This is a genomic window from Caballeronia glathei (assembly GCF_000698595.1).
Classification (GTDB): domain Bacteria; phylum Pseudomonadota; class Gammaproteobacteria; order Burkholderiales; family Burkholderiaceae; genus Caballeronia; species Caballeronia glathei.
In genome coordinates this window covers 1-21,200 of the sequence record NZ_JFHC01000066.1, presented here as the reverse complement: position 1 = coordinate 21,200, position 21,200 = coordinate 1, and the positions used below count along the sequence as shown (strand labels likewise).

The 21,200-nt window shown below is 60.4% G+C and carries 22 protein-coding genes and 1 pseudogene; 13 read left to right on the top strand and 10 right to left on the bottom strand.

Features of this window, described 5'->3' with window-relative positions:
- Positions 1-33 precede the first annotated feature (33 nt).
- Entirely contained in the window at positions 34-1,407 is a 1,374-nt protein-coding gene (locus BG61_RS30230) for an MFS transporter (RefSeq protein ID WP_035938380.1), read from the top strand.
- 472 nt (positions 1,408-1,879) lie between these two features.
- On the opposite strand, the gene BG61_RS30225 is transcribed toward BG61_RS30230, so the two are convergent.
- The 4 genes from BG61_RS30225 to BG61_RS30210 form a co-directional block, all read right to left on the bottom strand.
- Entirely contained in the window at positions 1,880-3,091 is a 1,212-nt protein-coding gene (locus tag BG61_RS30225; protein WP_035938382.1) for a benzoate/H(+) symporter BenE family transporter, read from the bottom strand.
- 14 nt (positions 3,092-3,105) lie between these two features.
- A complete protein-coding gene (gene catC, locus BG61_RS30220) occupies positions 3,106-3,384 on the bottom strand; it encodes a muconolactone Delta-isomerase (protein ID WP_035938384.1) in 279 nt (92 codons plus the stop codon).
- Positions 3,385-3,455: 71 nt separating this feature from the next.
- Entirely contained in the window at positions 3,456-4,610 is a 1,155-nt protein-coding gene (locus tag BG61_RS30215; RefSeq protein WP_035938385.1) for a muconate/chloromuconate family cycloisomerase, read from the bottom strand.
- 105 nt (positions 4,611-4,715) lie between these two features.
- Positions 4,716-5,639: a LysR family transcriptional regulator gene (locus BG61_RS30210; protein WP_035938387.1), complete on the bottom strand. Its 924-nt coding sequence runs from the start codon at positions 5,637-5,639 to the stop codon at positions 4,716-4,718.
- A gap of 177 nt (positions 5,640-5,816) precedes the next feature.
- On the opposite strand from BG61_RS30210, the gene catA reads away from it, so the two are divergent.
- The 6 genes from catA to BG61_RS30180 all read left to right on the top strand — a co-directional run bounded on the left by catA (position 5,817) and on the right by BG61_RS30180 (position 10,980).
- Entirely contained in the window at positions 5,817-6,752 is a 936-nt protein-coding gene (gene catA / locus BG61_RS30205) for a catechol 1,2-dioxygenase (RefSeq protein WP_035938390.1), read from the top strand.
- Positions 6,753-6,865: 113 nt separating this feature from the next.
- Positions 6,866-8,224 (top strand): Rieske 2Fe-2S domain-containing protein, encoded by a 1,359-nt coding sequence (locus BG61_RS30200; RefSeq protein WP_035938393.1) that lies wholly within the window; start codon positions 6,866-6,868, stop codon positions 8,222-8,224.
- The gene (benB, locus tag BG61_RS30195; protein WP_035938394.1) at positions 8,221-8,709 is read left to right on the top strand and encodes a benzoate 1,2-dioxygenase small subunit; all 489 of its coding nucleotides are present in this window, start codon (positions 8,221-8,223) and stop codon (positions 8,707-8,709) included. The genes BG61_RS30200 and benB overlap by 4 nt, the downstream gene beginning before the upstream one ends.
- A gap of 38 nt (positions 8,710-8,747) precedes the next feature.
- Positions 8,748-9,770: a benzoate 1,2-dioxygenase electron transfer component BenC gene (benC, locus tag BG61_RS30190; RefSeq protein WP_035938396.1), complete on the top strand. Its 1,023-nt coding sequence runs from the start codon at positions 8,748-8,750 to the stop codon at positions 9,768-9,770.
- Positions 9,767-10,543: a benzoate diol dehydrogenase BenD gene (gene benD, locus BG61_RS30185; protein WP_035938399.1), complete on the top strand. Its 777-nt coding sequence runs from the start codon at positions 9,767-9,769 to the stop codon at positions 10,541-10,543. Before benC ends, benD begins: the two co-directional genes overlap by 4 nt.
- Before the next feature lie 38 nt (positions 10,544-10,581).
- The gene (locus BG61_RS30180) at positions 10,582-10,980 is read left to right on the top strand and encodes a RidA family protein (protein ID WP_035938401.1); all 399 of its coding nucleotides are present in this window, start codon (positions 10,582-10,584) and stop codon (positions 10,978-10,980) included.
- Positions 10,981-11,029: 49 nt separating this feature from the next.
- On the opposite strand, the pseudogene BG61_RS45230 reads toward BG61_RS30180, so the two are convergent.
- Positions 11,030-11,235: pseudogene (locus BG61_RS45230) on the bottom strand (LysR family transcriptional regulator); the annotation flags it as partial.
- A 104-nt stretch (positions 11,236-11,339) separates the two neighbouring features.
- Here BG61_RS45230 and BG61_RS30175 point away from each other — a divergent pair.
- Together BG61_RS30175 and BG61_RS30170 are read left to right on the top strand one after the other, a co-directional pair.
- Positions 11,340-12,323, top strand: a complete 984-nt coding sequence (locus BG61_RS30175) for an aldo/keto reductase (protein ID WP_035938403.1) — start codon at positions 11,340-11,342, stop codon at positions 12,321-12,323.
- A gap of 515 nt (positions 12,324-12,838) precedes the next feature.
- Positions 12,839-13,627: a hypothetical protein gene (locus BG61_RS30170; protein ID WP_035938405.1), complete on the top strand. Its 789-nt coding sequence runs from the start codon at positions 12,839-12,841 to the stop codon at positions 13,625-13,627.
- A 34-nt stretch (positions 13,628-13,661) separates the two neighbouring features.
- On the opposite strand, the gene BG61_RS30165 is transcribed toward BG61_RS30170, so the two are convergent.
- Complete coding sequence (locus BG61_RS30165; RefSeq protein ID WP_035938407.1) at positions 13,662-14,579, bottom strand: LysR family transcriptional regulator; 918 nt, start codon at positions 14,577-14,579, stop codon at positions 13,662-13,664.
- A 116-nt stretch (positions 14,580-14,695) separates the two neighbouring features.
- Between BG61_RS30165 and BG61_RS30160 the strand changes: the two genes are divergently transcribed.
- On the top strand, positions 14,696-15,643 hold the full coding sequence (locus BG61_RS30160) for a quinone oxidoreductase family protein (RefSeq protein ID WP_035938409.1): 948 nt from the start codon (positions 14,696-14,698) through the stop codon (positions 15,641-15,643).
- Between the two features lie 29 nt (positions 15,644-15,672).
- Positions 15,673-16,866, top strand: a complete 1,194-nt coding sequence (locus BG61_RS30155) for a multidrug effflux MFS transporter (protein ID WP_051672881.1) — start codon at positions 15,673-15,675, stop codon at positions 16,864-16,866.
- Between the two features lie 166 nt (positions 16,867-17,032).
- Here BG61_RS30155 and BG61_RS30150 read toward each other — a convergent pair whose 3' ends face one another.
- Positions 17,033-17,305: a hypothetical protein gene (locus tag BG61_RS30150; RefSeq protein WP_035938429.1), complete on the bottom strand. Its 273-nt coding sequence runs from the start codon at positions 17,303-17,305 to the stop codon at positions 17,033-17,035.
- Between the two features lie 625 nt (positions 17,306-17,930).
- Positions 17,931-18,149 carry a hypothetical protein gene (locus tag BG61_RS42250; protein ID WP_129572286.1) on the bottom strand — a complete coding sequence of 73 codons (219 nt, stop codon included), beginning with the start codon at positions 18,147-18,149 and terminating at the stop codon, positions 17,931-17,933.
- A gap of 161 nt (positions 18,150-18,310) precedes the next feature.
- Between BG61_RS42250 and BG61_RS30145 the strand changes: the two genes are divergently transcribed.
- Positions 18,311-18,586 carry a hypothetical protein gene (locus BG61_RS30145; protein WP_035938413.1) on the top strand — a complete coding sequence of 92 codons (276 nt, stop codon included), beginning with the start codon at positions 18,311-18,313 and terminating at the stop codon, positions 18,584-18,586.
- Between the two features lie 189 nt (positions 18,587-18,775).
- Entirely contained in the window at positions 18,776-19,255 is a 480-nt protein-coding gene (locus tag BG61_RS30140; protein WP_051672880.1) for a hypothetical protein, read from the top strand.
- Positions 19,256-19,400: 145 nt separating this feature from the next.
- Here BG61_RS30140 and BG61_RS30135 read toward each other — a convergent pair whose 3' ends face one another.
- Both BG61_RS30135 and BG61_RS30130 read right to left on the bottom strand, forming a co-directional pair.
- Positions 19,401-19,637, bottom strand: a complete 237-nt coding sequence (locus BG61_RS30135) for a hypothetical protein (protein WP_035938415.1) — start codon at positions 19,635-19,637, stop codon at positions 19,401-19,403.
- 707 nt (positions 19,638-20,344) lie between these two features.
- A partial coding sequence (locus BG61_RS30130; protein WP_035942518.1) for a SulP family inorganic anion transporter occupies positions 20,345-21,200 on the bottom strand: 856 nt, incomplete at its 5' end.

Sequence of the window (21,200 nt, the reverse complement as noted above, 5' to 3'; positions counted from 1 at the left end):
AGCGTTTCAGACCGACAGCGAAGGAGATATCGCATGCGTCAAATCGATGTTCACAAACTAGCCGACGATGCCCGCTTCAAGGGCTTCCACGCACTCGTGCTTTGCTGGTGCGCGCTGATCATCATCTTCGACGGCTACGATCTCGCCGTCGCCGGTATCGCATTGCCGTCGATCATGAAGGACATGGGCGTCCAGCCGACCAGCGCAGGCTTCATGGTCAGCGCCGCGCTGTTCGGCATGATGTTCGGCGCCGTATTCCTCGGAACGATCGCCGACCGCATCGGCCGCAAACGTACCATCGCCATCTGCATCGTGCTCTTCAGCGTCTTCACGGCCGCCGCGGGCTTCACCAGCGATCCCGTGATGTTCAGCGTCACGCGCTTTCTCGCGGGGCTTGGCATCGGCGGTGTGATGCCGAACGTCGTCGCGCAGATGACCGAATATTCGCCGCGCAAGATCCGCAGCACGATGGTGACGCTGATGTTCAGCGGCTATTCGGTGGGCGGCATGCTTGCGGCGCTGCTCGGCAAAGGGTTGATCGAGCGCTTCGGCTGGCAGTCGGTGTTCATCGCCGCCGGCCTGCCGATTCTGCTCGTCCCGGCGATCCTGAAGTGGATGCCCGAGTCGATGCCGTTTCTCATCAGGTCGGGCCGCATCGATACGCTGAAGACAATCGTCTCGCGCATCGAGCCCGGCTACCAGCCGCAGGAGAGCGACCGCTTCGCGCTGCCCGGCGAAGACACCCGACATGCGCCGCCCATCGGCAAGCTGTTCACCGACGGTCGCGGCTTCAGCACGGTCATGCTCTGGATCGCATTCTTCATGTGCCTGTTCATGGTGTATGCGTTGAGTTCGTGGCTGACCAAGCTCATGGCAAGCGCTGGACACAGTCTCGGCTCGGCGTTGACGTTCGTGCTGGTGCTCAACTTCGGCGCGATGATCGGCGCCATCGGCGGCGGATGGATGGCTGATCGATTCAACATCAAGTACGTGCTGGTCGCGATGTACGCGCTCGCGGCGGTGTCGATCAGCCTGCTCGGGTTCAAGGTGCCGACGTGGGCGCTCTTCGTGCTGGTCGGGCTCGCGGGCGCATCGACCATCGGGACGCAGATCGTGACCTATGCGTTCGCCGGCCAGTTCTATCCGATGGCGGTGCGGGCGACGGGCATCGGCTGGGCGTCCGGAGTCGGGCGCAGCGGGGCGATTCTCGCGCCGATCGTCATCGGTGTGCTCGTCAGCATGGCGCTGCCGCTTCAGCACAACTTCCTCGCGATCGCTGTCCCGGGTGTCATCGCTGTGCTTGCCGTTTCCCTGATCAATCAGCGTCGATCCGCCCAGCACGATAACGCCGACCTTGCAGGCAACGCGGCTCCGGCGCTGACCGAAGCTGCTGCTGTACGCAACTGAGATATTCGGCACATCCCCTCCTGACGGCCGCTTGTGCCCCTCAAAGTCCTCCATGAATCTCCTGGAAACTGCGGCAAAGGGTGGGATATGGATGACGGATACTTATTCCACATGGCGCGTGAGACGGTCGAGGTGCCAGTACCGACTCGCGCCGTCGAAGAGCCTTGCTCTGCAAGTAACGAATCTACTACCGACGTCCCTGTTGAAGCGAAGGTCTCGCTCGCCCACGCATCTTTGTCGGAGGCTCTCGAACTCTTAGTGCATCGTCCTCTTGAAACTAGCACCCGACCAACGAGCTGAGCCCGCGAAACTTCTGGTCTTGTCTCCGCCTTTTGAAGAGGTAGCGCATTTCGCGGAAATGGCGAGTCAATCGAGTGAGCCTTTGAAGCGGCTTTGCATTGCGTCCGACTGGTCGATACGAACCATGCGCCAGCGACGAGTCGAACGCACCCCGCTAGTACCCGACCGGCGGCTAATTGCGCTTCTGTCTGTGCGCCACGCCCAGGACAAGATGAGCCAAGGAGCCGATCACGATGCCCCAGAACGCGGACCCGAGGCCGAGAAAGCTCATGCCCGAAGCAGTGGCCACAAAGGTGATGAAAGACGCTTCCCGATGCTGTTCATCCTGTACGAGCGCAATCAGGTTCGACAGCGTAGCGCCGAGCAGTGCGAGACCCGCAAGCACCGCCACGAAGCCCTTCGGAAGCGCGGAAAAAAGGAGAACGACTGTCCCCGCAAAGGTGCCACCGAGCAGATAGAAGACGCCATTGGCGATACCTGCGATGTAACGCTTATCCGGATCGCGATGTGAATCAGTCCCCGTACAAAGCGCCGCGGTAATGGCGGCGATGACAACGGTGATCCCGCCGAACAGCGCAACGAGCATCGAGACGGCGCCAGTCATCATCAAGACGGGACGCGCGGGCGTCTGGTAGCCGGACACCCTTAGAATGGCGAGCCCCGGAAGGAATTGACCGGTCAGGCTAACGAGCACCAAAGGCAGCGCGAGACTGACAGTCGATTGCCAGCTCCAATGCGGCATTGTAAATACGGGCCGCGTGATCTGAAGACTCACCGATTCGAAATGCGCCGTGCCGTGCACGACGGCGAAGACGCTGCCAAACACCAACACCAGGATGAGGGCATAACGCGAAAGCAGCCGCCGGAAGATGACGTAGGCCGCTACCATGCCTAGCGCGAGCACGGGGTCGACCGATACCGCCTTGAAGACGCCGGTCGTGAATTGAAACAGTATGCCCGCCATCATCCCGGACGCGATGCCCGGTGGAATCTTCCTTATGACGAGGTCGAAGTACCCTGAAGCACCCAGGGCCAGGATGATCAGCGCAGCGGTGATATATGCGCCCACTGCTTCGTTGAGCGGTAGCGCGGGAAAGAGCGTGACAAGGAGCGCCGTGCCGGGTGCGGACCATGCAGTGATGATCGGCTGCTTGAGCAACCAGCTTAGCGTGATGCCGCAGACCGCCGATCCGATCGAGATTCCCCACACCCACGATGCAACCGTCGCGTTGCTGGCGTGAGCCGACCTTCCTGCTTCGAAGAGGATCGCCAGCGGCCCCGCATAGGAGATGAGCACGGCCAAAAGGCCCGCGGTTACCGCAGAAAGGGACCAGTCATCCCGCAGGCTGCTACCCGCTACCTTTTCTCGGCCGTGAACGCTCATGAATAGTCGATATGTCAGCGAATAGCAGAAGGATGACGCGCAAGCGGGGTGACCTGCATGGTCATATAAGGAAAGAGCGGCAGTCCCGACAGCAGCGTATGGAGTTCATCATGCGACTCTACATCGAAAACGCTGTAGTTCGCATACTCGCCGACCACGCGATGCAGTTGCTGCCACTTGCCCTGCCGCTGCAGGTCTTGCGAATAAGCCTTCTCGCGCGCCTTGATTTCTTCGGCCTGGGCGCCGGGCATGTCATGCGGCAGATGAACGTCCATTCTTACGAGGTAAAGCATGGTGTCTCCTTGAAGTGCGTGCGTGCGCCGGCCCGGTGCCGCGGCCGGCGCACGTCATGAAAAGCGCTGGATCAGTTGGATGCTACGAGTTTCGGCTTGACGCGATCGCTGTCGCGGCGATAGAAGGCGAGCTTGTCCTCATCGATTGCAAGACCCAGACCCGGTCCCTCCGGCAAATGCAGATCGAAGTCACGGTATTGCGGGCGCGCGGTCACGATGTCGTCCTTCAGCAGCAGCGGCCCGAACAACTCCGTGCCCCACGCGAGTTGCGGCAACGCACTGAAGCCATGCGCCGCCGCAATGGACCCGACGCTCCCTTCGAGCATCGTGCCGCCATACAGCGCGATGCCGGCGGCATCGGCGACGGCCGCCGTGCGCAGCATCCCGTAGATACCGCCCGACTTCGCGATCTTGAGCGCGAAGACATCGGCGCATGCGCCTCGCACGAGTTCGAGCGCATCCTCGGGCCCCGTGACGGCTTCGTCGGCCATGATCGGCACGACAAAGCGTGCCGCGAGCCGCGCAAGCGCGCTGCGTTGCTCGCGTGGCGTCGGCTGCTCGATCAGGTCGATGCCCGCCGCTTCGAGCATGGCGATGCCGGCCGCAGCATCGGCTTCGTTCCAGGCCTGATTGACGTCCACCGTCACCTTCGCGCGATCGCCGAGCGCGCGCTTGATCGCGGACACGTGCGCCACGTCGTCGCGCACGCTTCGACGCCCGATCTTGAGCTTGAAGGTGTTGTGCCGGCGTTCGGCCAGCAGCATCTCCGCTTCTTCGATGTCGCGCTGCGTGTCGCCGCTGGCGAGCGTCCAAAGGACCGGCAGCGTCTTGCGCACCGAACCGCCGAGCAGCGTCGCGACGGGAACGCCAAGGCGCTTGCCCTGCGCATCGAGCAACGCCGTTTCGAGCGCGCTCTTGGCGAAGCGGTTGCCGCGCGCAATCTTGTTCAGCTTCGCCATCGCGGCGTTGATGTTCGTTGCATCCAGACCGGCGAGCGCGGGCGCGAGGTACGTGTCGATGGTGAGCTTGATGCCTTCGGGACTTTCCTCGCCGTAGGACAGACCGCCAATGGTCGTTGCTTCACCAATACCTTCGATGCCATCGCTCGAGCGAAGGCGGACGATGACCAGGGTTTGTTGCTGCATCGTCGCCATGGCTAGCTGATGCGCGCGAATGGTTGGAAGATCAACCAGAATCGCTTCGACGGAGGTGATTTGGGCGTTCATACCTGAAAGGGCGGAGTGGTTGGGTGGTTGCAGTATTGCCCGCCCGATAAACGCTTGTCCAAGACCGATAACGTCTAGTGCCATACTCCCGGGGTATATCCAGCATCACCGCCCACGGTCGGTGCGGGGCACGTAGGGTATCTTTTCCTCTTCGTACAGCCGGTAGATGAGTTCGAGCATCTCTCGAATGTCGCGCGACTCGTCGAGCATGCGCATGCTCATGATGATTGGCGAGACGAGCGTCGGATCGTCCAGCTCCTTGTAGCTCACATCGTCTCGCTTCAGGCCGTACACGCTGCTCGGAACCACAGAGACGCCTTCCCCCGCGGCCACGAGGCCCAGCGCTATCTGTAACTCACGTACTTCATATATTTTGCGAGGCTCGAGCGCACGGTCCTTGAATGCCGAAAGCACCTGGTCCGCATAACTGGGGCGCGGTGCCTTGGGGAAGACGATCAGCGTCTCGTTGAGCAGGTCGCGAAGAGCGAGGACGGCCTTCGCGAGGGAAAGCGGATGGCCCTCGGGGAGCGCAACGATCATCTTCTCTTCGCGAAGAATCACACGGCGTATGTTTGCGTCCTCATGTCGAATGCGGCCGAACCCGACATCGATGCGGCCGTCCTTCAGCGCCCTGATCTGATCCATCGTCGACATTTCGTGGAGGCTGAGTTCGACCGTGGTGTTCTCGTCGCGGAAGCGCCGGATGATTTTCGGCAGCATCCCGTACAGCGTCGAACCCACGAAACCGACAGAGAGACTGCGCTCGATGGTGCCCACGCGCCTCGTCATGGATTCGAGTTCGGCCGTCTGAGCCAGCAACTGCGTGGCATGGGAATAGAAGAACTTCCCCGTCTCCGTCAGCTTCAGCGGGCGCGAGCCGCGCTCCAATAGCTGTACGCCGAGGGTCTCTTCCAGTTGTTGTATCTGACGGCTCAGAGGAGGCTGCGCAATATGCAGCCGTTGCGCTGCCCGCGTGAAATTGCGCTCCTCGGCCACAGCGACGAAATAGCGCAGATGCCGCAACTCCATCTCGATACCTCCTGGATATGGCCCAATACTAAATCAGTGTTGGACGGGCCTTTCGGGCGTCCATTATTCTTCATTCACACTCAGTTTCAGCACCCGATTATACCTTCTAAACATACCCGGGCCCATGCTGAATGAAGGGTTAACCCCACCCAAAAAGAGATTCAGGAGCAGACGATCATGAGCGTGAAAGTGTTCGGGACGAAGGAAGTGCAGGAGCTGCTGAAGGCCGCTACCAACCTGGGGAGCCAGGACGGCAATCCTCGCGCCAAGCAGATTGTCCAGCGCCTCTTGGGCGATTTGTTCAAGGCCATCGACGACCTCGACATGACGCCCGATGAAATCTGGGCCGGCGTCCACTATTTCAACAAGCTCGGCCAGGATGGCGAAGCGGCGTTGCTCGCCGCCGGCCTCGGGCTGGAGAAGTATCTCGACATTCGCATGGATGCAGCGGACCGGGAAGCCGACATCAACGGCGGCACGCCGCGTACCATCGAAGGCCCGCTGTATGTCGCCGGTGCGCCGGAGCGCGAGGGCGTATCGAAGATCGATCTCGACCCCGATGCGGATTCCGGCCCGCTGATCATCCGCGGCACCGTAACCGGCACGCACGGCAAGCCCGTTGCCAATGCGCTGGTCGAATGCTGGCACGCCAACTCGAAGGGCTTCTATTCGCACTTCGACCCGACCGGCGCGCAAAGCAGCTTCAATCTGCGCGGTGCGGTGCGAACGGATGCCGATGGCAAGTACGAATTCCGCACGCTCATGCCGGTAGGTTACGGCTGCCCGCCCCAGGGCGCGACCCAGCAACTGTTGAACGCGCTCGCCCGCCACGGCAACCGTCCGGCGCATGTGCACTTCTTCGTCACCAGCGACAAGTACCGCAAGCTGACGACGCAGATCAACATCGAAGGCGATCCGCTGATCTGGGACGACTTCGCCTACGCCACTCGCGAAGACCTGATTCCGCATGTGGTCGAAAAGACCGGCGGCACTGCGCTCGGCATGAAGGCCGATACGTACAAGGACATCGAGTTCAACATCGAGTTGACTCCGCTGGTGCAGGGCAAGGACAACCAGCTTGTCCATCGCCTGCGTGCGTCAGCCACGGCGTAACCGCCCGACGCGGCGGCTGCGTCGTCACACTGCCGCCGCCCAATTCTTCGCAAGAATCATCCGATATCAATGCAAGGGCTCCATCGTTTGGGGCACGCATGGGGAGAGCACACATGTCCGTCATTACCGACAAAGCCACGCAACTGGATGAACTGCTGCATACAGCCGTCCAGGATGACAAGGAAGCCGGCGTATTCCGTTGCCGCCGCGACATCTTCACGAACGCCGACTTGTTCGAACTGGAGATGAAGCACATCTTCGAGAGCAACTGGGTGTACCTGGCGCATGAAAGCCAGATTCCCAACAACAACGACTACTACACAACGTGGATCGGCCGTCAGCCCATCGTCGTCACTCGCGACAAGAATGGCGAACTGCATGCGGTCATCAACGCCTGCGCCCACAAGGGTGCAATGCTTTGCCGGCGCAAGCACGGCAACAAAGGCAGCTTCACCTGCCCGTTCCATGGCTGGAGTTTCTCCAACACCGGCAAGCTCCTGAAAGTGAAGGATGTGAAGACCACGGAATATCCGGTGCAATTCAATACTCACGGATCGCATGACCTGAAAAAAGTCGCGCGCTTTCAGAGCTATCGCGGCTTCCTCTTCGGCAGCCTCAACGTGGACGCGATGCCGCTGGAAGACTATCTCGGCGAGACCAAGGTCATCATCGACCAGATCGTCGACCAGGCGCCGGACGGCCTGGAAGTGTTGCGCGGCAATTCCTCGTACATCTACGACGGCAACTGGAAGATGCAGATGGAAAACGGCTGCGACGGCTACCACGTCAGCACCGTGCACTGGAACTACGCCGCGACGATGGACCGTCGCAAGGTCGACGGCACCAAGGCGGTGGATGCGAACAGCTGGAGCAAGTCGGTAGCAGGCGTGTACGGGTTCGACCACGGCCACATTCTCTTGTGGACCAAGACGATGAATCCGGAAGTGCGGCCGGTCTATCAATACCGCGATGAAATCAAGGCGCGTGTCGGCGAAGTCAAGGCGGATTTCATCGTCAACCAGACGCGCAACCTGTGCCTGTATCCGAACGTGTTCCTGATGGACCAGTTCAGCACGCAGATTCGCGTGGTGCGCCCGCTCAGCGTCGACAAGACCGAAGTCTCCATCTTCTGCTTCGCACCGAAGGGGGAGAGCGCGGCGGACCGCGCTACCCGCGTCCGCCAATACGAGGATTTCTTTAACGTCTCTGGAATGGGCACCGCAGACGACCTGGAAGAGTTCCGCGCTTGCCAGGTTGGCTACGCCGGCACCACCGCGCTGTGGAACGACCTTTCACGCGGAGCGCCGCTGTGGGTCGAAGGCCCGGACGCGAACGCGAAGAACATGGGCCTCAAGCCGCTGATCTCGGGCGAGCGCAGCGAAGACGAAGGCCTGTTCGTGTGCCAGCACGAATACTGGGTGCATGTGATGCGCGATGCACTGAAGAAGGAACAGGCGGAGGCACTGGCATGAGCTTCGACTACCAAAAGATCTGCGCGGTGCTGTACCGCGAGGCGCGTCTGCTTGATGACCGCCAGTGGGACGATTGGCTTGCCTGCTATGCCGGGGACGTGACCTACTGGATGCCGGCGTGGGATGACGACGACCAGCTTATCGACGACCACGAGAGCCAGATCTCGCTCATGTACTACCCGGACCGTGGCGGCCTGGAAGACCGTGTGTTTCGCATCAAGACCGAACGCAGCGGCGCTTCGATGCCTGAGCCGCGTACCAGCCACAACGTCACCAACGTGGAAGTGCTGGCCGAACGCGATAACGAGGTGGACGTGCGCTACAACTTCAACACGCTCAGCCACCGCTACAAAATGACCGATCAATTTTTCGGCACGATGTTCGTCACCTTGAGAAAGGTCGACGATGGCTTGTTGATTTCCAGCAAGAGAATCGTGCTGAAGAACGACTACATCCGCCAGGTGCTCGACGTCTACCACGTGTGACGTCGAGTGTAGGAAGGAAACTGGAAGCAGGAGACAACATGTCCAGCTACAACATTGCACTGAACTTCGAGGACGGCGTGACCCGCTTCGTCGAATGCAAGCCGGGCCAGAAGGTGCTCGACGCCGCCTTTCGCGCCAAAATCAACCTGCCAATGGATTGCTCCGATGGTGTGTGCGGCACCTGCAAATGCCGCGCCGAGAGCGGCAGCTATGACCTTGGCGACGAGTACATCGAAGACGCGCTGAGCGAAGACGAGAAAGACAGCGGCCTCGTGCTCACCTGCCAGATGGTGCCGACAAGCGATTGCGTGATTGCAGTGCCGGCATCTTCCACTGTATGCAAGACCGAGCAGAGCAAGTTCGCGGCGACGGTGTCCAGGATCGAGCAGCACAACGATGCAGCCGTCGTGCTCGACATGAACGTGGATGCAACTGCGCCCGTGTTCCTGCCGGGCCAGTACATCAACATCGACGTTCCCGGAAGCGGCCAATATCGCTCGTATTCGTTTTCATCGGCGCCGGGCGAATCGAAGATCAGCTTTTTGATCAAGAAGATCCCCGGCGGCGTGATGAGCACCTGGCTCGAGTCCGCACAGCCGGGCAGCAAGGTGGAGCTAGCCGGACCGCTCGGAAGTTTCTATCTGCGCGCCGTGGAGCGGCCGCTGCTGTTCCTTGCTGGCGGCACCGGCCTGGCACCGTTCCTCTCGATGCTGGAAGTGCTGGCGCGTACTGATTCCCAGCAGAAGGTCCACCTGATCTACGGCGTGACACGCGACCTCGACCTGGTGCAGGTCGATGCCATCGAAGCCTACGTGGCGAAGCTTCCGAACTTCACCTACACCACCGTCGTGGCGGATGCGGATTCGAACCATCCACACAAGGGCTGGGTGACGCAGCACATGCCGGCCGAAGCCTTGAATGACGGCGATGTCGACGTGTACCTGTGCGGGCCGCCGCCGATGGTCGATGCGGTGCGCAGGCATTTCGACGACAACGGCGTGAAGCCCAACAGCTTCCACTACGAGAAGTTCACACCCAACGCAGCACCGAGGACCGCATGAACACGCAACGATTTGCTGGCAAGGTCATCGTCGTGACCGGCGCGGCGCAGGGCATCGGTCGTGGTGTGGCGCTGCGTGCGGCCGCCGAAGGCGGCAAGGTGTTGTTCGTCGATCGCGCGGACTTTGTTTCCGAAGTTGCCGCCGAAGCAAAGGACGCGGACACGGCGGGTTTCGTCGCCGACCTTGAAACGTACGAAGGCGCGAGATCCGCGATGGAATGTGCGGCGCGGAAATTCGGTGGCGTCGACATTCTGATCAACGGCGTCGGTGGCGCGATTCGGATGCGTCCGTTCGCCGAGTTCGAACCTGCACAGATCGACGCGGAAATTCGCCGTTCCCTGATGCCCACGCTGTACGCGTGCCATGCGGTGTTGCCACACCTGATCGAGCGCGGCGGCGGAACCATCGTCAACGTCTCGTCGAACGCCACGCGCGGTATCCGTCGCGTGCCCTATTCGGCGGCCAAGGGCGGTGTCAACGCCATGACGCAGTCATTGGCGATGGAATACGCGGAGCACAACATCCGCGTGGTGGCGACAGCGCCAGGTGGAACCGACGCGCCTCCACGACGCGTCCCGCGCAATACTGCTGGCGACACCGAGCAGGAAATGGCCTGGATGGGCGAAGCGGTGAAGCAGGTCACTGAATCGACCTTTCTCAAGCGCTACGGCAGCATCGACGAGCAGGTCGCGCCGATTCTGTTCCTCGCGTCAGACGAGGCAGGCTATATCACAGGAACTGTGTTGCCAGTAGCTGGCGGGGATACGGGCTGAGCTATGAATATCATCGAGATTTTGAGGAGACGCTTTTCATGAATGAACGCAAAGCCATCGTTCCCGTCGGAATGGAAGCCGTGTACGAAAAGATTCGCTACGCGCCTGCGCTCAAGGTTGGCAATACGATTTACGTGTCCGGGCAGATCGGCCGTGACCTGTCGATGCAACTGGTCGAAGGACGCGAAGCGCAGATCGTGCAGGCATTCGAGAATCTCAAGCTGGTACTGGAAGCTGCAGGTGCATCACTGAGTGATGTGGTTGACCTGACCACGTTTCACACTGACATGCGCGACTTGCCATTGTTCATGCAGGTGCGTGACCGCTACCTCACGACGGACCCGCTGCCGGCCTGGACGGCGGTGGGCGCTCATATGCTCGGCGGTTCGGCGGGTTATATCGTCGAGGTCAAGGCTGTGGCTGTATTGGCTGAGTGACCTGCCCGATTTCTTCGGGTCATTTCAATTGCGAAAAACGGCCTTCGTGAGCGGTCTCGAGGTCGGCTATGGCCGGCCGGACGCGGCGCGGGAACCGCTCGCCCGCTTCGGTCAACGCAACCGGACGACGCGCCGCGCTTCGAAACCGCGCAACGCGGGATTGAGCGCCGAGGGCGACACGCCCGGCGTGCGCGCGGCCGCGCTGCCCGGCGATCGCGACACAACGTTCAGTGCAGACCAGCTCGCACGCGACATAGATGAATTTCTCTCAATACCTCATGCAATTCAAGACGCATTGTTGAGCGCGCTACAACAACCTAAGCTTCATCTTTGTTCATCGGCAAGCAAGGAAAAGCAACGTGGAAAGACGCAAACTGGGAAACGGCGGCCTGGAAGTGTCGCTGATCGGACTCGGCTGCATGGGCCTGAGCTTCGGCTACGGACCGGCGACTGAAAAGAGCGAAGGCGTCAAGGTGATCCGCGCTGCGTTCGAACGGGGCGTCACCTTCTTCGATACCGCCGAGTGCTACGGCCCATTCGCCAACGAGGAGCTGGTCGGGGAGGCCGTCGCGCCATTTCGCGACCAGATCGTGATCGCGACCAAGTTCGGCTTTGAGGACGGCGACTCCAGGAAACCTCTCGACAGCCGCCCGCAGCGCATTCGCGCTGTCGCGGAGGCATCGCTCAAGCGGCTCAAGACGGATCGCATCGACTTGTTCTATCAGCATCGCGTCGATCCGAACGTGCCGATCCAGGATGTGGCCGGCACCGTGAAGGATCTGATCGCGGAAGGGAAGGTGAAGCACTTCGGCATGTCGGAGGCGGGCGCGCAGTCGATCCGCCGGGCGCACGCCGTGCAACCCGTTACGGCACTGCAAAGCGAATACTCGATGTGGTGGCGCGAGCCGGAGCAGACCGTGCTGCCGACGCTCGAAGAACTTGGCATCGGTTTCGTGCCGTTCAGTCCGCTCGGCAAGGGCTTCCTGACGGGCGCCATCGACGCGAACACCACCTTCGACAAATCCGACTTCCGCAACGTGGTGCCGCGCTTCTCCGAGGAGAACCGCAAGGCGAACGCGGCGCTCGTCGAGGTGCTGGGCAAGATCGCCGCGGGGAAGGGCGCGACGCGCGCGCAGATCGCGCTTGCGTGGCTTCTCGCGCGCAAGCCGTGGATCGTGCCGATTCCGGGAACCACGAAGCTGCATCGGCTGGAAGAGAATGTCGGCGCGGCGGCGGTGGAGTTGTCGGCGGATGACCTGGGCGCCATCGAGGCGGCATTGCAGCAGATCGAGGTGGTGGGCGATCGCTATCCGGCGCATCTTCAGAAGCGTGTGGATCGGTAACGTGCGGGTACGCTCGGCGCGGCGCTCGCGAGTGCCGTGTCGGCGCTGAGTGGCGCAATTCAGTATGAAACCGCACCTAAAGCGAGACGGAGGGCGGTGCATACACGCGATGCGAAGGGCCAAGCGTGCTAAGGCTTGAATGGCGACCGCTCGCAGCGGCCGACCTTTTGGACAACCTCGATCCCATAAGGCAAGACAACCCGGACGCTGCACTTTCATTGGTGAAAACGATTCGAGGAAAAATTGAAGTATTGCTGTCGGATGCCATATAAAATGAAATCCGTGCCAGGTAGTTGAAAAAGTACTGACACCCAAGAACTGTCAGGCGTTCCAAACGCCTGCATGGCGCGGGTGACGAGCTGGAACGCATAACAGGGCATGGTGTATTTGCTCATCAAAGAAGCACATAGCGGAATCTGTTCCCGTTACAGCAGCGCCTCTAAATAGTATCGGTAACCAATTGTCTTGCTGACGAATGCTACGTGTGAGGCTGATCAAATGATGAAGGACGACTCATGCCCAAATTAAGCGAGATGCAGCCCGGCGATTTGATCTCCGACCTGGATGATGACGATCACTTCATGATCTGGGTCGGTGGTAACGAGGAAATTGTCGAGAATGTCGATACAGGCGATTATGCGGGTATATTTCGGCATTCAAAAAGCAAAATTACTAAAAGAATTAACGGTGAAAATAACTCCGACGATGATTCCGAGGGCGAGATGACGCACTTCGCGGTATTTCGCTGCGAAGACACCCGTATAGCAAAGCAGGCTGCTGAATTTGCAATTGAATGGGCCACGAGCAAATCGGACGACCTGTTCACCGTCGGCAAAGCCAGCGGCGATGCTTTTAATCTGAAAATCCCGTTTAACCAGGGTCGGTTGGTACATGACAGAGCCCAGAACTTCGATGACTGGGATGTCCGTTCGTTGTTCCGTGCCTTGCGCGTCCTCGCAAGGCACGAGTCAGGCGTTCCTGTGAGCATCAAGGGTTGGACTTGTTCTTCGTTTGCCACCTATTGCTATCAGGCTGCAGCGCTCAAAGTCCTGTTCCAGAGCGGGCCGATTGCTCCGGGAGTCCTGAAAATGGTGAAAGACACTAATAGCGAAAAATTTCTGAAAATCAAGAACGATCTGAATATAATTCAGTTATTGTTTGGTGAATTGACGGAAATTCTTCGCAAATTAATTCCTCATGGCTTATTGGTCGATGGAAAAGCTATCGACGCCACGTCCTTATTGGGATTTCTCCGCAAAGACAATAATGGTTTCACGAATCTCGGGGACATTATCGCGGGCTAGACGCGTGCAGTTCAGCAATCTCTCTTCGTTACCGTCAATCTGGTTGCCCGCCGTGCGAGCAGGAGTGCTCAAATGCCTGCTGGACAAAATCAAGAAACACCCTGACTCGCGGCGCAAGGTGACGACGGCTGGCAAACACCGCGTAAAGTTCAATCTGGTCACACTGATGCTCGGGCATGCATTCGACGAGAGCGCCGCTGCGCAGATCTTCCTGAATATCCCAGAGTGCCTTTAGCGCCAGCCCGCGCCCCTGAAGAACCCAGTCATGCAGCACTTCCCCGTTCGCAGTTGACAGCGTGCCGCTGACCGGCACATCACGCGGCTGACCCTCTTCCAGCAAACGCCAGCGATCAAAGACGCGCTGACCACGTACCAGCCTGATGCAGTCGTGCTCGGCCAGATCGGCAGGCGAATGCGGAGTACCACGACGCGCCAGATAATCTGGTGATGCAACCACGACCCGTCGGCTCGACAACAGCTTTTTCGCAATCACTCCGGTGTCTGGGGGCAAGCCGATCCGCAACGCGACGTCGAGGTTATCGTCGATCACGTCGATACCGATATCCGACAGTACGAGCCGCACTTCAACCTCCGGGTAACGATCGGAGAACGCCGTGATCATCGGCGCAATCTGCTTGCGGCCGATCTCGGACGGCGCGCCGACACACAGCAAACCCCGCGGCATCTGCGATTGCGCGCTGGCCTCGGCTTCGGCCTCCTCGATTGCGCTCAGGATGGCAAGCACCCGCTCGTAAAACTGCGCCCCTTCAACGGTCAATTCGAAACGGCGCGACGTGCGTGTCACGAGCCGCACGCCGAGGCGTCGCTCGAGCGCGGCGAGTCGCCGGCTCATTGCGGCCGTTGACGAATCGAACGCCCGTGCGGCAGCCGACAGGTTTCCCGCCTCGATCATCTGCGCGAAAACGCGCATATCGTTCACCTCATCGACCATGTCGGCCTCATCTTTCCGGTTGACGCAACGATTCTATCCGGCTCGACGGCTGTTCGAGGACCCATGCGTCGCGAATAATGCCTCCATACCCTTTAGGGACTCTTTCGGAAACCATCATGAAAGCATTGAGATTCGAACAGCACGGGGAGCCAGGCGTACTTTTTACCGCTGACATACCAGCACGTGCGGCCACCGCCGACACCGCGATCGTCAAGGTGCTCGCCGCGTCGATCAATCCGAGCGACGTAAAGAACGTCGCCGGCCAGATGCGTCAAACGACGCTGCCGCGCACGCCGGGACGCGACTATTCGGGCGTCGTGATCGAGGGTCCGGCCGAATGGCTGGGCGCAGCTGTCTGGGGGTCCGGCGGCGATGCCGGCTTCACGCGCGATGGGTCGCACGCGGAACAAATTTCGGTGCCCGTCGCGAGTCTTCGAAGAATGCCGCACACGCTTTCGCATGAACAGGCGGCGTCGATCGGGGTGAACTTCGTTGCCGCGTGGTGCGCGCTTGTCGAAGCGGCTCGGGTCACGGCCAGCGACACTGTGGCGATCATTGGACTCGGCGGCGTCGGCGGCGCGGCGGCACAGATTGCGCGGCGTATTGGCGCCAAGGTGATCGGCATGACGCGCGGGTCACAACCCAATCCGTACGTCGATGCGATCGTGGACAATCGCGAGGACGACGCAATCGAATACGTGCGTACGCTGACTGGGGGCGGCGCAACCGTGGTATTCGATACAGTCGGCGGATCGATGTTCGAGACCGCGCACAAGATGCTGGCAGTGCGTGGACGTCTGGTGGAAATATCGGCCACCGATCGCCGTCTCGTCACCTTCGACCTCGCCGATTTCTATCACAATGAAAGCCGCCTGATCGGCGTCGATACGCTAAAGCGTGATCTGACTGCCACCGCGGCGATTCTCGAAGCGTTGCGTCCCGGTTTCGACGACGGCAGCTATCGGCCGCCGGCGATTGCCGAACGCTTTTCGCTCGTCGATGCACCGGCCGCTTATCGGGCCGTGCTCGCCAAACCGGCGGGCCGTGTCGTGCTGACACCATGAAACGTGGCTTTCTCGCACCCCGTACGGTCATGTTCACGATTTTTCTGGGCGTGCTTGCCGCACTTCCACCGATCTCGATCGACATGACGTTGCCCGCTCTTGCCGAGATCGGCGGCACGATGCACGCGACCAGCAGTCAAGCCGGCCTGACGCTGAGCCTGTTCATGGCGGGATTCGCGATTGGGCCGATCGTCTACGGGCCGCTGTCCGATGCGCAAGGACGCAAGCCCACGCTGCTGCTGGGCCTCGCGTTTTTCACCGGCGGCGGCTTGGTCGCGGGGCTTGCGCCTGCCATCAGCGAGCTGCTTTTCGCACGCTTCGCACAAGGCCTTGGCGCGGGCGCGGGCATGACGATCGCGCTTGCGATCGTGCGCGATCTGTTCGAAGGCGCGGCGATGCAGCGGCGGATCGCCGCGATCACCGTAGTCGCGAACGTCGCACCGATCGTCGCGCCTTCCGTCGGCGTTGCGCTGCTCGCGGCCACTCACTGGCGCGGCCTTTTCGGTGTGATGGCCGGTTGTGGATTGCTCGCCGCGCTGGTGACGTGTATCGGCTTGCAGGAGTCAGTGCACGGCCCGAAGACCGGCTTCGCGTTCTCGCGTGTTCGACGGGACTATGCGGCGTTATTCCGGCACCGCAGCGTCGCCCGCTCGATCGTGATCAACGGCCTGGGCTTCGGCTGGATGTTTGCGTATGTCGCCGGTTCGCCGCTTGTGCTGCTGAAGTTGCTGCACGTGAGCCCGGCAATTTACGCCGCGATGTTCGCCATCACGGGAGGAGGGATCGTAGCGGGCGCATCGTTTAACGCATTCATGGCAGGACGCGGCGTGTCGGGCCCGCGACTATTGGCAATCGCAATTGCGCTCGCAACGCTGTCGACGTCCGGGTTGATCGCGCTCGAACTACTCGGATGGGTATCTCTCGAAAGTGTGATGCCGTTGCTGGTCGCGAGCACGTTCTGCTTCGGACTTGCCGCCCCTAGCGCCGCACGTGGCGCACTCGATCCGCTACCCGAGCTTGCGGGCGCGGCGGGTGGCCTGCTGACGTCAGTGCAGATGCTGTGCGGCGCGGCGTCGAGTTCGCTTGTAGCGATCCTGTTTCCCGCCGTGGGACTGCTGGCGATGAGCGGCGTAATGACCGCGTGCGCGGCGCTTGCGATGCTGGTCGTGCTGTCGGCAAAAGTCGGCCGCGTCCGATCATCCAGATCTCCGGCCATGGAGTGAGTATCAGTCGGGCTCTACGGGAGACGCTCGATCGCAAGCAGATCCCTGCCGACTCCGGCAGATGACAAACCGTATTGCCGATGAGCAGAAGCGACGGCATACCTCCGACGCAGCGATGGAATTCATGCATCGCCGCCCGATCGCACCAACGAACCCGCGATTCGAGCTATTGCGCTGCCGTGAGCTTGACTGACGGACGCAACGCCTGTGAGGTTTCCTGCTGAGCCTTGCGTTGATCAGAGACGTGCTCGATGCCACGTTTCGTGACTTCCTCCAGAAAGGCCAGCCGAGCCCGGTAGTAATCGGCTTGCAGTTGTGCATCGAGCACACGCTGCTCCGCCTGGAAAAGGAGGAGGCGCATTTCGCCCAGCGCCTTGTCTGCCTGCTTCTCGGGAGTGGGTGCGTTATGTATCGCCCAATTTGTGATCCACCGCAGCATGGTGTAGCCCTCCGGTCGCCCGACGATCCGATCCCTTAGCCGATATTGAATACATGACGCGGAGGTCACGAGCCGGCTGGCCTCCGACAGCACTTTCTTCGTACCACCGGATGAAGATTAGCAAAGATCAGGCGATAACTGTACATCAGACTGAGCGGGACACCACGTTGGCTTGAAAGATCCTTCGGAGTGGGGTCTGAGGCAGGCGCGGTCAGCGGCGCGGCCCACGCCAGCTTGACACAAGGTGAGCTGCCGAACTGAGAGTGAACAGAACCGTCCTCTCGGATGGGGTTTACACGGAGCAGCGCAGCTGCAGGCCCGTGCACTCCGGGACGTAGGCCAGCGTGCGCCGGTCACATGAAACAATTGGCCGTCCCATGGACACTTCACAGCGGTTTGACGCTCGACGCCGTCCGGGTGCAGCGAGCGAATCATCACACGCTGACCGCGCGCCGCCGAGCACTTCGACGATACGCACCTCAAATCGCGCAAGAGTGCCGCGCACGGTTTTGCGCTTCATGCTTACGAAGGGGAGGGAAGGCCATCGGTACGTCCCAGCAATTCATGATGCCGTCATCGTAGCGGGACCACGCCCTTCCGGGGAATCCCGTTCATCTGATAGCAATCACCACACTGCACGGTCATGCGTCGTATCGTAGTTCGCAATTCTCCCGTTCATCGCCGCGGCGTGCTCGCGCTGACCAAAATGACTGCGGGCGAACTGATCGTAAAATACAAAGGTACCGGAAAAGCGCTCACCGCGCGGACCGGCGGCAGGGCCGCGCACGCGGGAAGCCAACTGATCCCAGCCTTTGCGAGGCGTTGACGTTGTGCCGACATGCATCAGAAATCCGCTCTCGCGACGCTCGGCGCCGCCGCGGACGAAATCAATACGTGGTGGGAGAGCGCCATTCTTTAACGAATAGAGAGGCCGCACGTCAAGATGACATAGGCACCGAGCGGACACGCCCGGTTCCGGCGCGGCACAGGTTACAGGAGCATTCAGTGAGAAGGACCGCCGAAAACAAGCTGAAGGTGGTTGCGGTACGGATCGATCCTCAGATTGAGCAGAGACTGCGACTGTTGGCAGAAGTCACGGGGCGCAAGCAGTCGTTCTTCCTGCAGCAGATGATCGAGAGCGGCATCGGTGCCATCGAAGACACTTGGCTGCCGCCGGATATTCTCTCGCAAGTCCGCAGCGGCTCGGTGCTGGTTCCGCAGCAGGCGCTCGACATAACGTCGGACCTCTTTAGTGGACCATTCACCAGCCAGGAAGGCTAATCCGGCAACCCGCGGCGGGGCTGACCTCGCGGCTCCGTCATGCGAGATGCGGCACACTTTCAGTTCAATCCTTAAGCGGTGGAACACGCGTTGCGCGACCGCTCGAGTGAATAGCGAGAATGGGCCGAAGCTTGGTCGCGTTTGGGCCTATTATCGGAGAGTACAAAATTCACGGAGAGAGGAGCGCACGTGTCACCTGGGAACAGCCGGTTTTCTGATGCGGAAGTCGCACGCGTCACGCTGCTGCTCGACGACGCCGTCACCCAGCGCCGACGTGCCAGCGCTGCGAGGCTTTCTACGTACTGCGGGGCGGCACCCAATCGGCCGATCAAGCCGACGCGCACCGAACTCGCGGTGCTAACCGCGCTGGCGCATGTGTACGGCTCGTCACTCACGGACGAGCGCTTCATCCCGGTAATAGAGTGCATCGCGGACTGCGGCGCGGTCGAGATGGTGCAGCGTGCGCTGTGGGGTGAAGGCCTGGATGATGCGCGGATCTCCACGCTGTTACTTGATGCGTGTGCAGCGCTCGATATCCTCGTCGGCACTTGGCCCAAGGTGTTTATGGCCGAGGCGCATACGCAACTGGCAGGGTTCCGGCCGCGACCGCCAGCGCCGCCTGACTCCGGAGAGGACGACGAGCGCAAATACGATGACCGCCCCGAATGAACGCTCTCGACGCTTTTCGGCGGGAAAGGTCAGACGATTGTCCTGCGTCCGCACTGTTCATGTCGTCGACAAGACCGGCCCTTGGATGAATATGTGAAACAGCGGGCGGCGTTCGACGTCCGATACCATGAGGGCAATGAACCGCTCAGGCGAAACTCTTGTGGCCCGACGCCGCTTCCGGCTGGCGGAACAGCCTGACGTGCTCCGGATTCGCCGAGGCCTGCAGGCGCCCGTCCGGAAGGCGCGCAATGACGATCTCGCCGATGCCGGGGCTCATCACCACGACTTCGTCACGCAAGGCGAGCAGCGCATCGAGCCGCCGTTGGCCACTGACGATTTCGAGGCCGGTTTTCGTTTCACGGACGATGATCTCAACGGTCATGCTGATTCTCCAGTGGCTTTCGCTTGTACCACTCCAGCATCTGAATGCGCCTCGGCGCTGGAGGGCGTCCTTGTGTCTATTGGCGCTCAGCGCCTGACGCACTAATGGTGGTGATTAAAGGCGTTCCTTGTGACGTCTCGAAAACAACGGTCCAGGAACTCTTGCACGCGACGCGATGCGCTAGATCGCCGCTTCATCCCAGCTTGGCTGTCGGAGTTACCAGGCTAAGCATGTGAAGGGGCCAATCTGACCCGGCTCACTGAATGGAAAACGCCATAACGGCAGGTTGCAATCCCTTCAGCGTCTGACTGTGAAGCGGCCTGTGCGAAGCCAACCGTCCAACGGCCGAAGCCATCGCGATATCGGATCGAATAGATGAACATGGCAATCTCCTGTGGCATTCCCTATCAGCGAGCCCGGCGCGCTTCGTCGGTGATTCGGAGGCGTTGATCAACCGCCACTGACTCGTACTCGCACCATGTGCAAGCAGCGAACGCTTTCTCGATGAAAGAAGAATAGGTTTTGCCGAAGGGCGAATCTACTCTATGCTCGGATACGGAGATACCGCGTTAGCATTACCTGGTTATACGGGCGTATAACTGCTGTAAGGTGCGTCATTGTCACGCGAATGGTTAAGCGAATTAGGGGCGTATCTGTTCAGGTCCATCACCACATGCTCGAATAGGCATGTCTCCGTGGATGGCGGCCTAGTGAGAAGTTTCGAAGTCTGCTGACGCGCCATCTTTGTCGTGCGTCGCGTATTGCTCAATCATTTTGGCGCTTGCTCGATTCAGGCCTGTAACGTTGACGGCGATGCCGTTACGACGGAACCTGTTCACGATCCGGTCGAGCGCGTCGATTGCCGTGATATCCCAGAAATGCGCATGTGACAGATCGAGACGCACCGACTGGACCAGTTCCTTGAAGTCGAACTCCGATACAAGCATTTCGGAGGAGGCGAAGAAAACCTGTCCACGCACAAGATAGCGGCGTTGATTGTGTGCTTCGTCTAGTGTCGATTCAACGATCAATACCTGACGTACCTTCGAGGCGAAAAAGAGCGCGCTTAGCAGGACGCCGATAAGCACGCCTATCGCCAGGTTTCCCGTTGCCACGACGACCGAGACCGTTGCCAGCATCACGACAGACGAGCTTATTGGATGAGTCCGCAGGTTGCGGATCGAACGCCAGCTAAAGGTGCTGATCGACACCATGATCATCACCGCAACAAGCGCAGGCATCGGTATCTGCCTGACCCAGGGTCCGAGGAAAACAACGAGCACCAGCAGGAAGGCACCCGCAACAAATGTAGACAGGCGGCCGCGCCCCCCGGATTTTACGTTGATGACGGTTTGGCCGATCATTGCGCAACCGGGCATGCCGCCCAGAAAGCCTGCCACAATGTTCGCCAAACCCTGACCGCGGCATTCACGATTCTTGTCGCTGGGTGTGTCCGTGAAGTCATCGACGATTGCGGCTGTCATGAGCGACTCAAGAAGACCGACCACCGCGATGGCAAGCGAATACGGAAAGATGATCGTAAGCGCCCGGTGATGGCATCTT

Bases quoted from the DNA above. Each gene is read 5' to 3' on its own strand.
- BG61_RS30230 (WP_035938380.1), top strand. From the start codon at position 34: ATGCGTCAAATCGATGTTCACAAACTAGCCGACGATGCCCGCTTCAAG.
- BG61_RS30225 (WP_035938382.1), bottom strand. From the start codon at position 3,091: ATGAGCGTTCACGGCCGAGAAAAGGTAGCGGGTAGCAGCCTGCGGGAT.
- catC (WP_035938384.1), bottom strand. From the start codon at position 3,384: ATGCTTTACCTCGTAAGAATGGACGTTCATCTGCCGCATGACATGCCC.
- BG61_RS30215 (WP_035938385.1), bottom strand. From the start codon at position 4,610: ATGAACGCCCAAATCACCTCCGTCGAAGCGATTCTGGTTGATCTTCCA.
- BG61_RS30210 (WP_035938387.1), bottom strand. From the start codon at position 5,639: ATGGAGTTGCGGCATCTGCGCTATTTCGTCGCTGTGGCCGAGGAGCGC.
- catA (WP_035938390.1), top strand. From the start codon at position 5,817: ATGAGCGTGAAAGTGTTCGGGACGAAGGAAGTGCAGGAGCTGCTGAAG.
- BG61_RS30200 (WP_035938393.1), top strand. From the start codon at position 6,866: ATGTCCGTCATTACCGACAAAGCCACGCAACTGGATGAACTGCTGCAT.
- benB (WP_035938394.1), top strand. From the start codon at position 8,221: ATGAGCTTCGACTACCAAAAGATCTGCGCGGTGCTGTACCGCGAGGCG.
- benC (WP_035938396.1), top strand. From the start codon at position 8,748: ATGTCCAGCTACAACATTGCACTGAACTTCGAGGACGGCGTGACCCGC.
- benD (WP_035938399.1), top strand. From the start codon at position 9,767: ATGAACACGCAACGATTTGCTGGCAAGGTCATCGTCGTGACCGGCGCG.
- BG61_RS30180 (WP_035938401.1), top strand. From the start codon at position 10,582: ATGAATGAACGCAAAGCCATCGTTCCCGTCGGAATGGAAGCCGTGTAC.
- BG61_RS30170 (WP_035938405.1), top strand. From the start codon at position 12,839: ATGCCCAAATTAAGCGAGATGCAGCCCGGCGATTTGATCTCCGACCTG.
- BG61_RS30165 (WP_035938407.1), bottom strand. From the start codon at position 14,579: ATGGTCGATGAGGTGAACGATATGCGCGTTTTCGCGCAGATGATCGAG.
- BG61_RS30160 (WP_035938409.1), top strand. From the start codon at position 14,696: ATGAAAGCATTGAGATTCGAACAGCACGGGGAGCCAGGCGTACTTTTT.
- BG61_RS30155 (WP_051672881.1), top strand. From the start codon at position 15,673: ATGTTCACGATTTTTCTGGGCGTGCTTGCCGCACTTCCACCGATCTCG.
- BG61_RS30150 (WP_035938429.1), bottom strand. From the start codon at position 17,305: ATGCTGCGGTGGATCACAAATTGGGCGATACATAACGCACCCACTCCC.
- BG61_RS42250 (WP_129572286.1), bottom strand. From the start codon at position 18,149: ATGCATGTCGGCACAACGTCAACGCCTCGCAAAGGCTGGGATCAGTTG.
- BG61_RS30135 (WP_035938415.1), bottom strand. From the start codon at position 19,637: ATGACCGTTGAGATCATCGTCCGTGAAACGAAAACCGGCCTCGAAATC.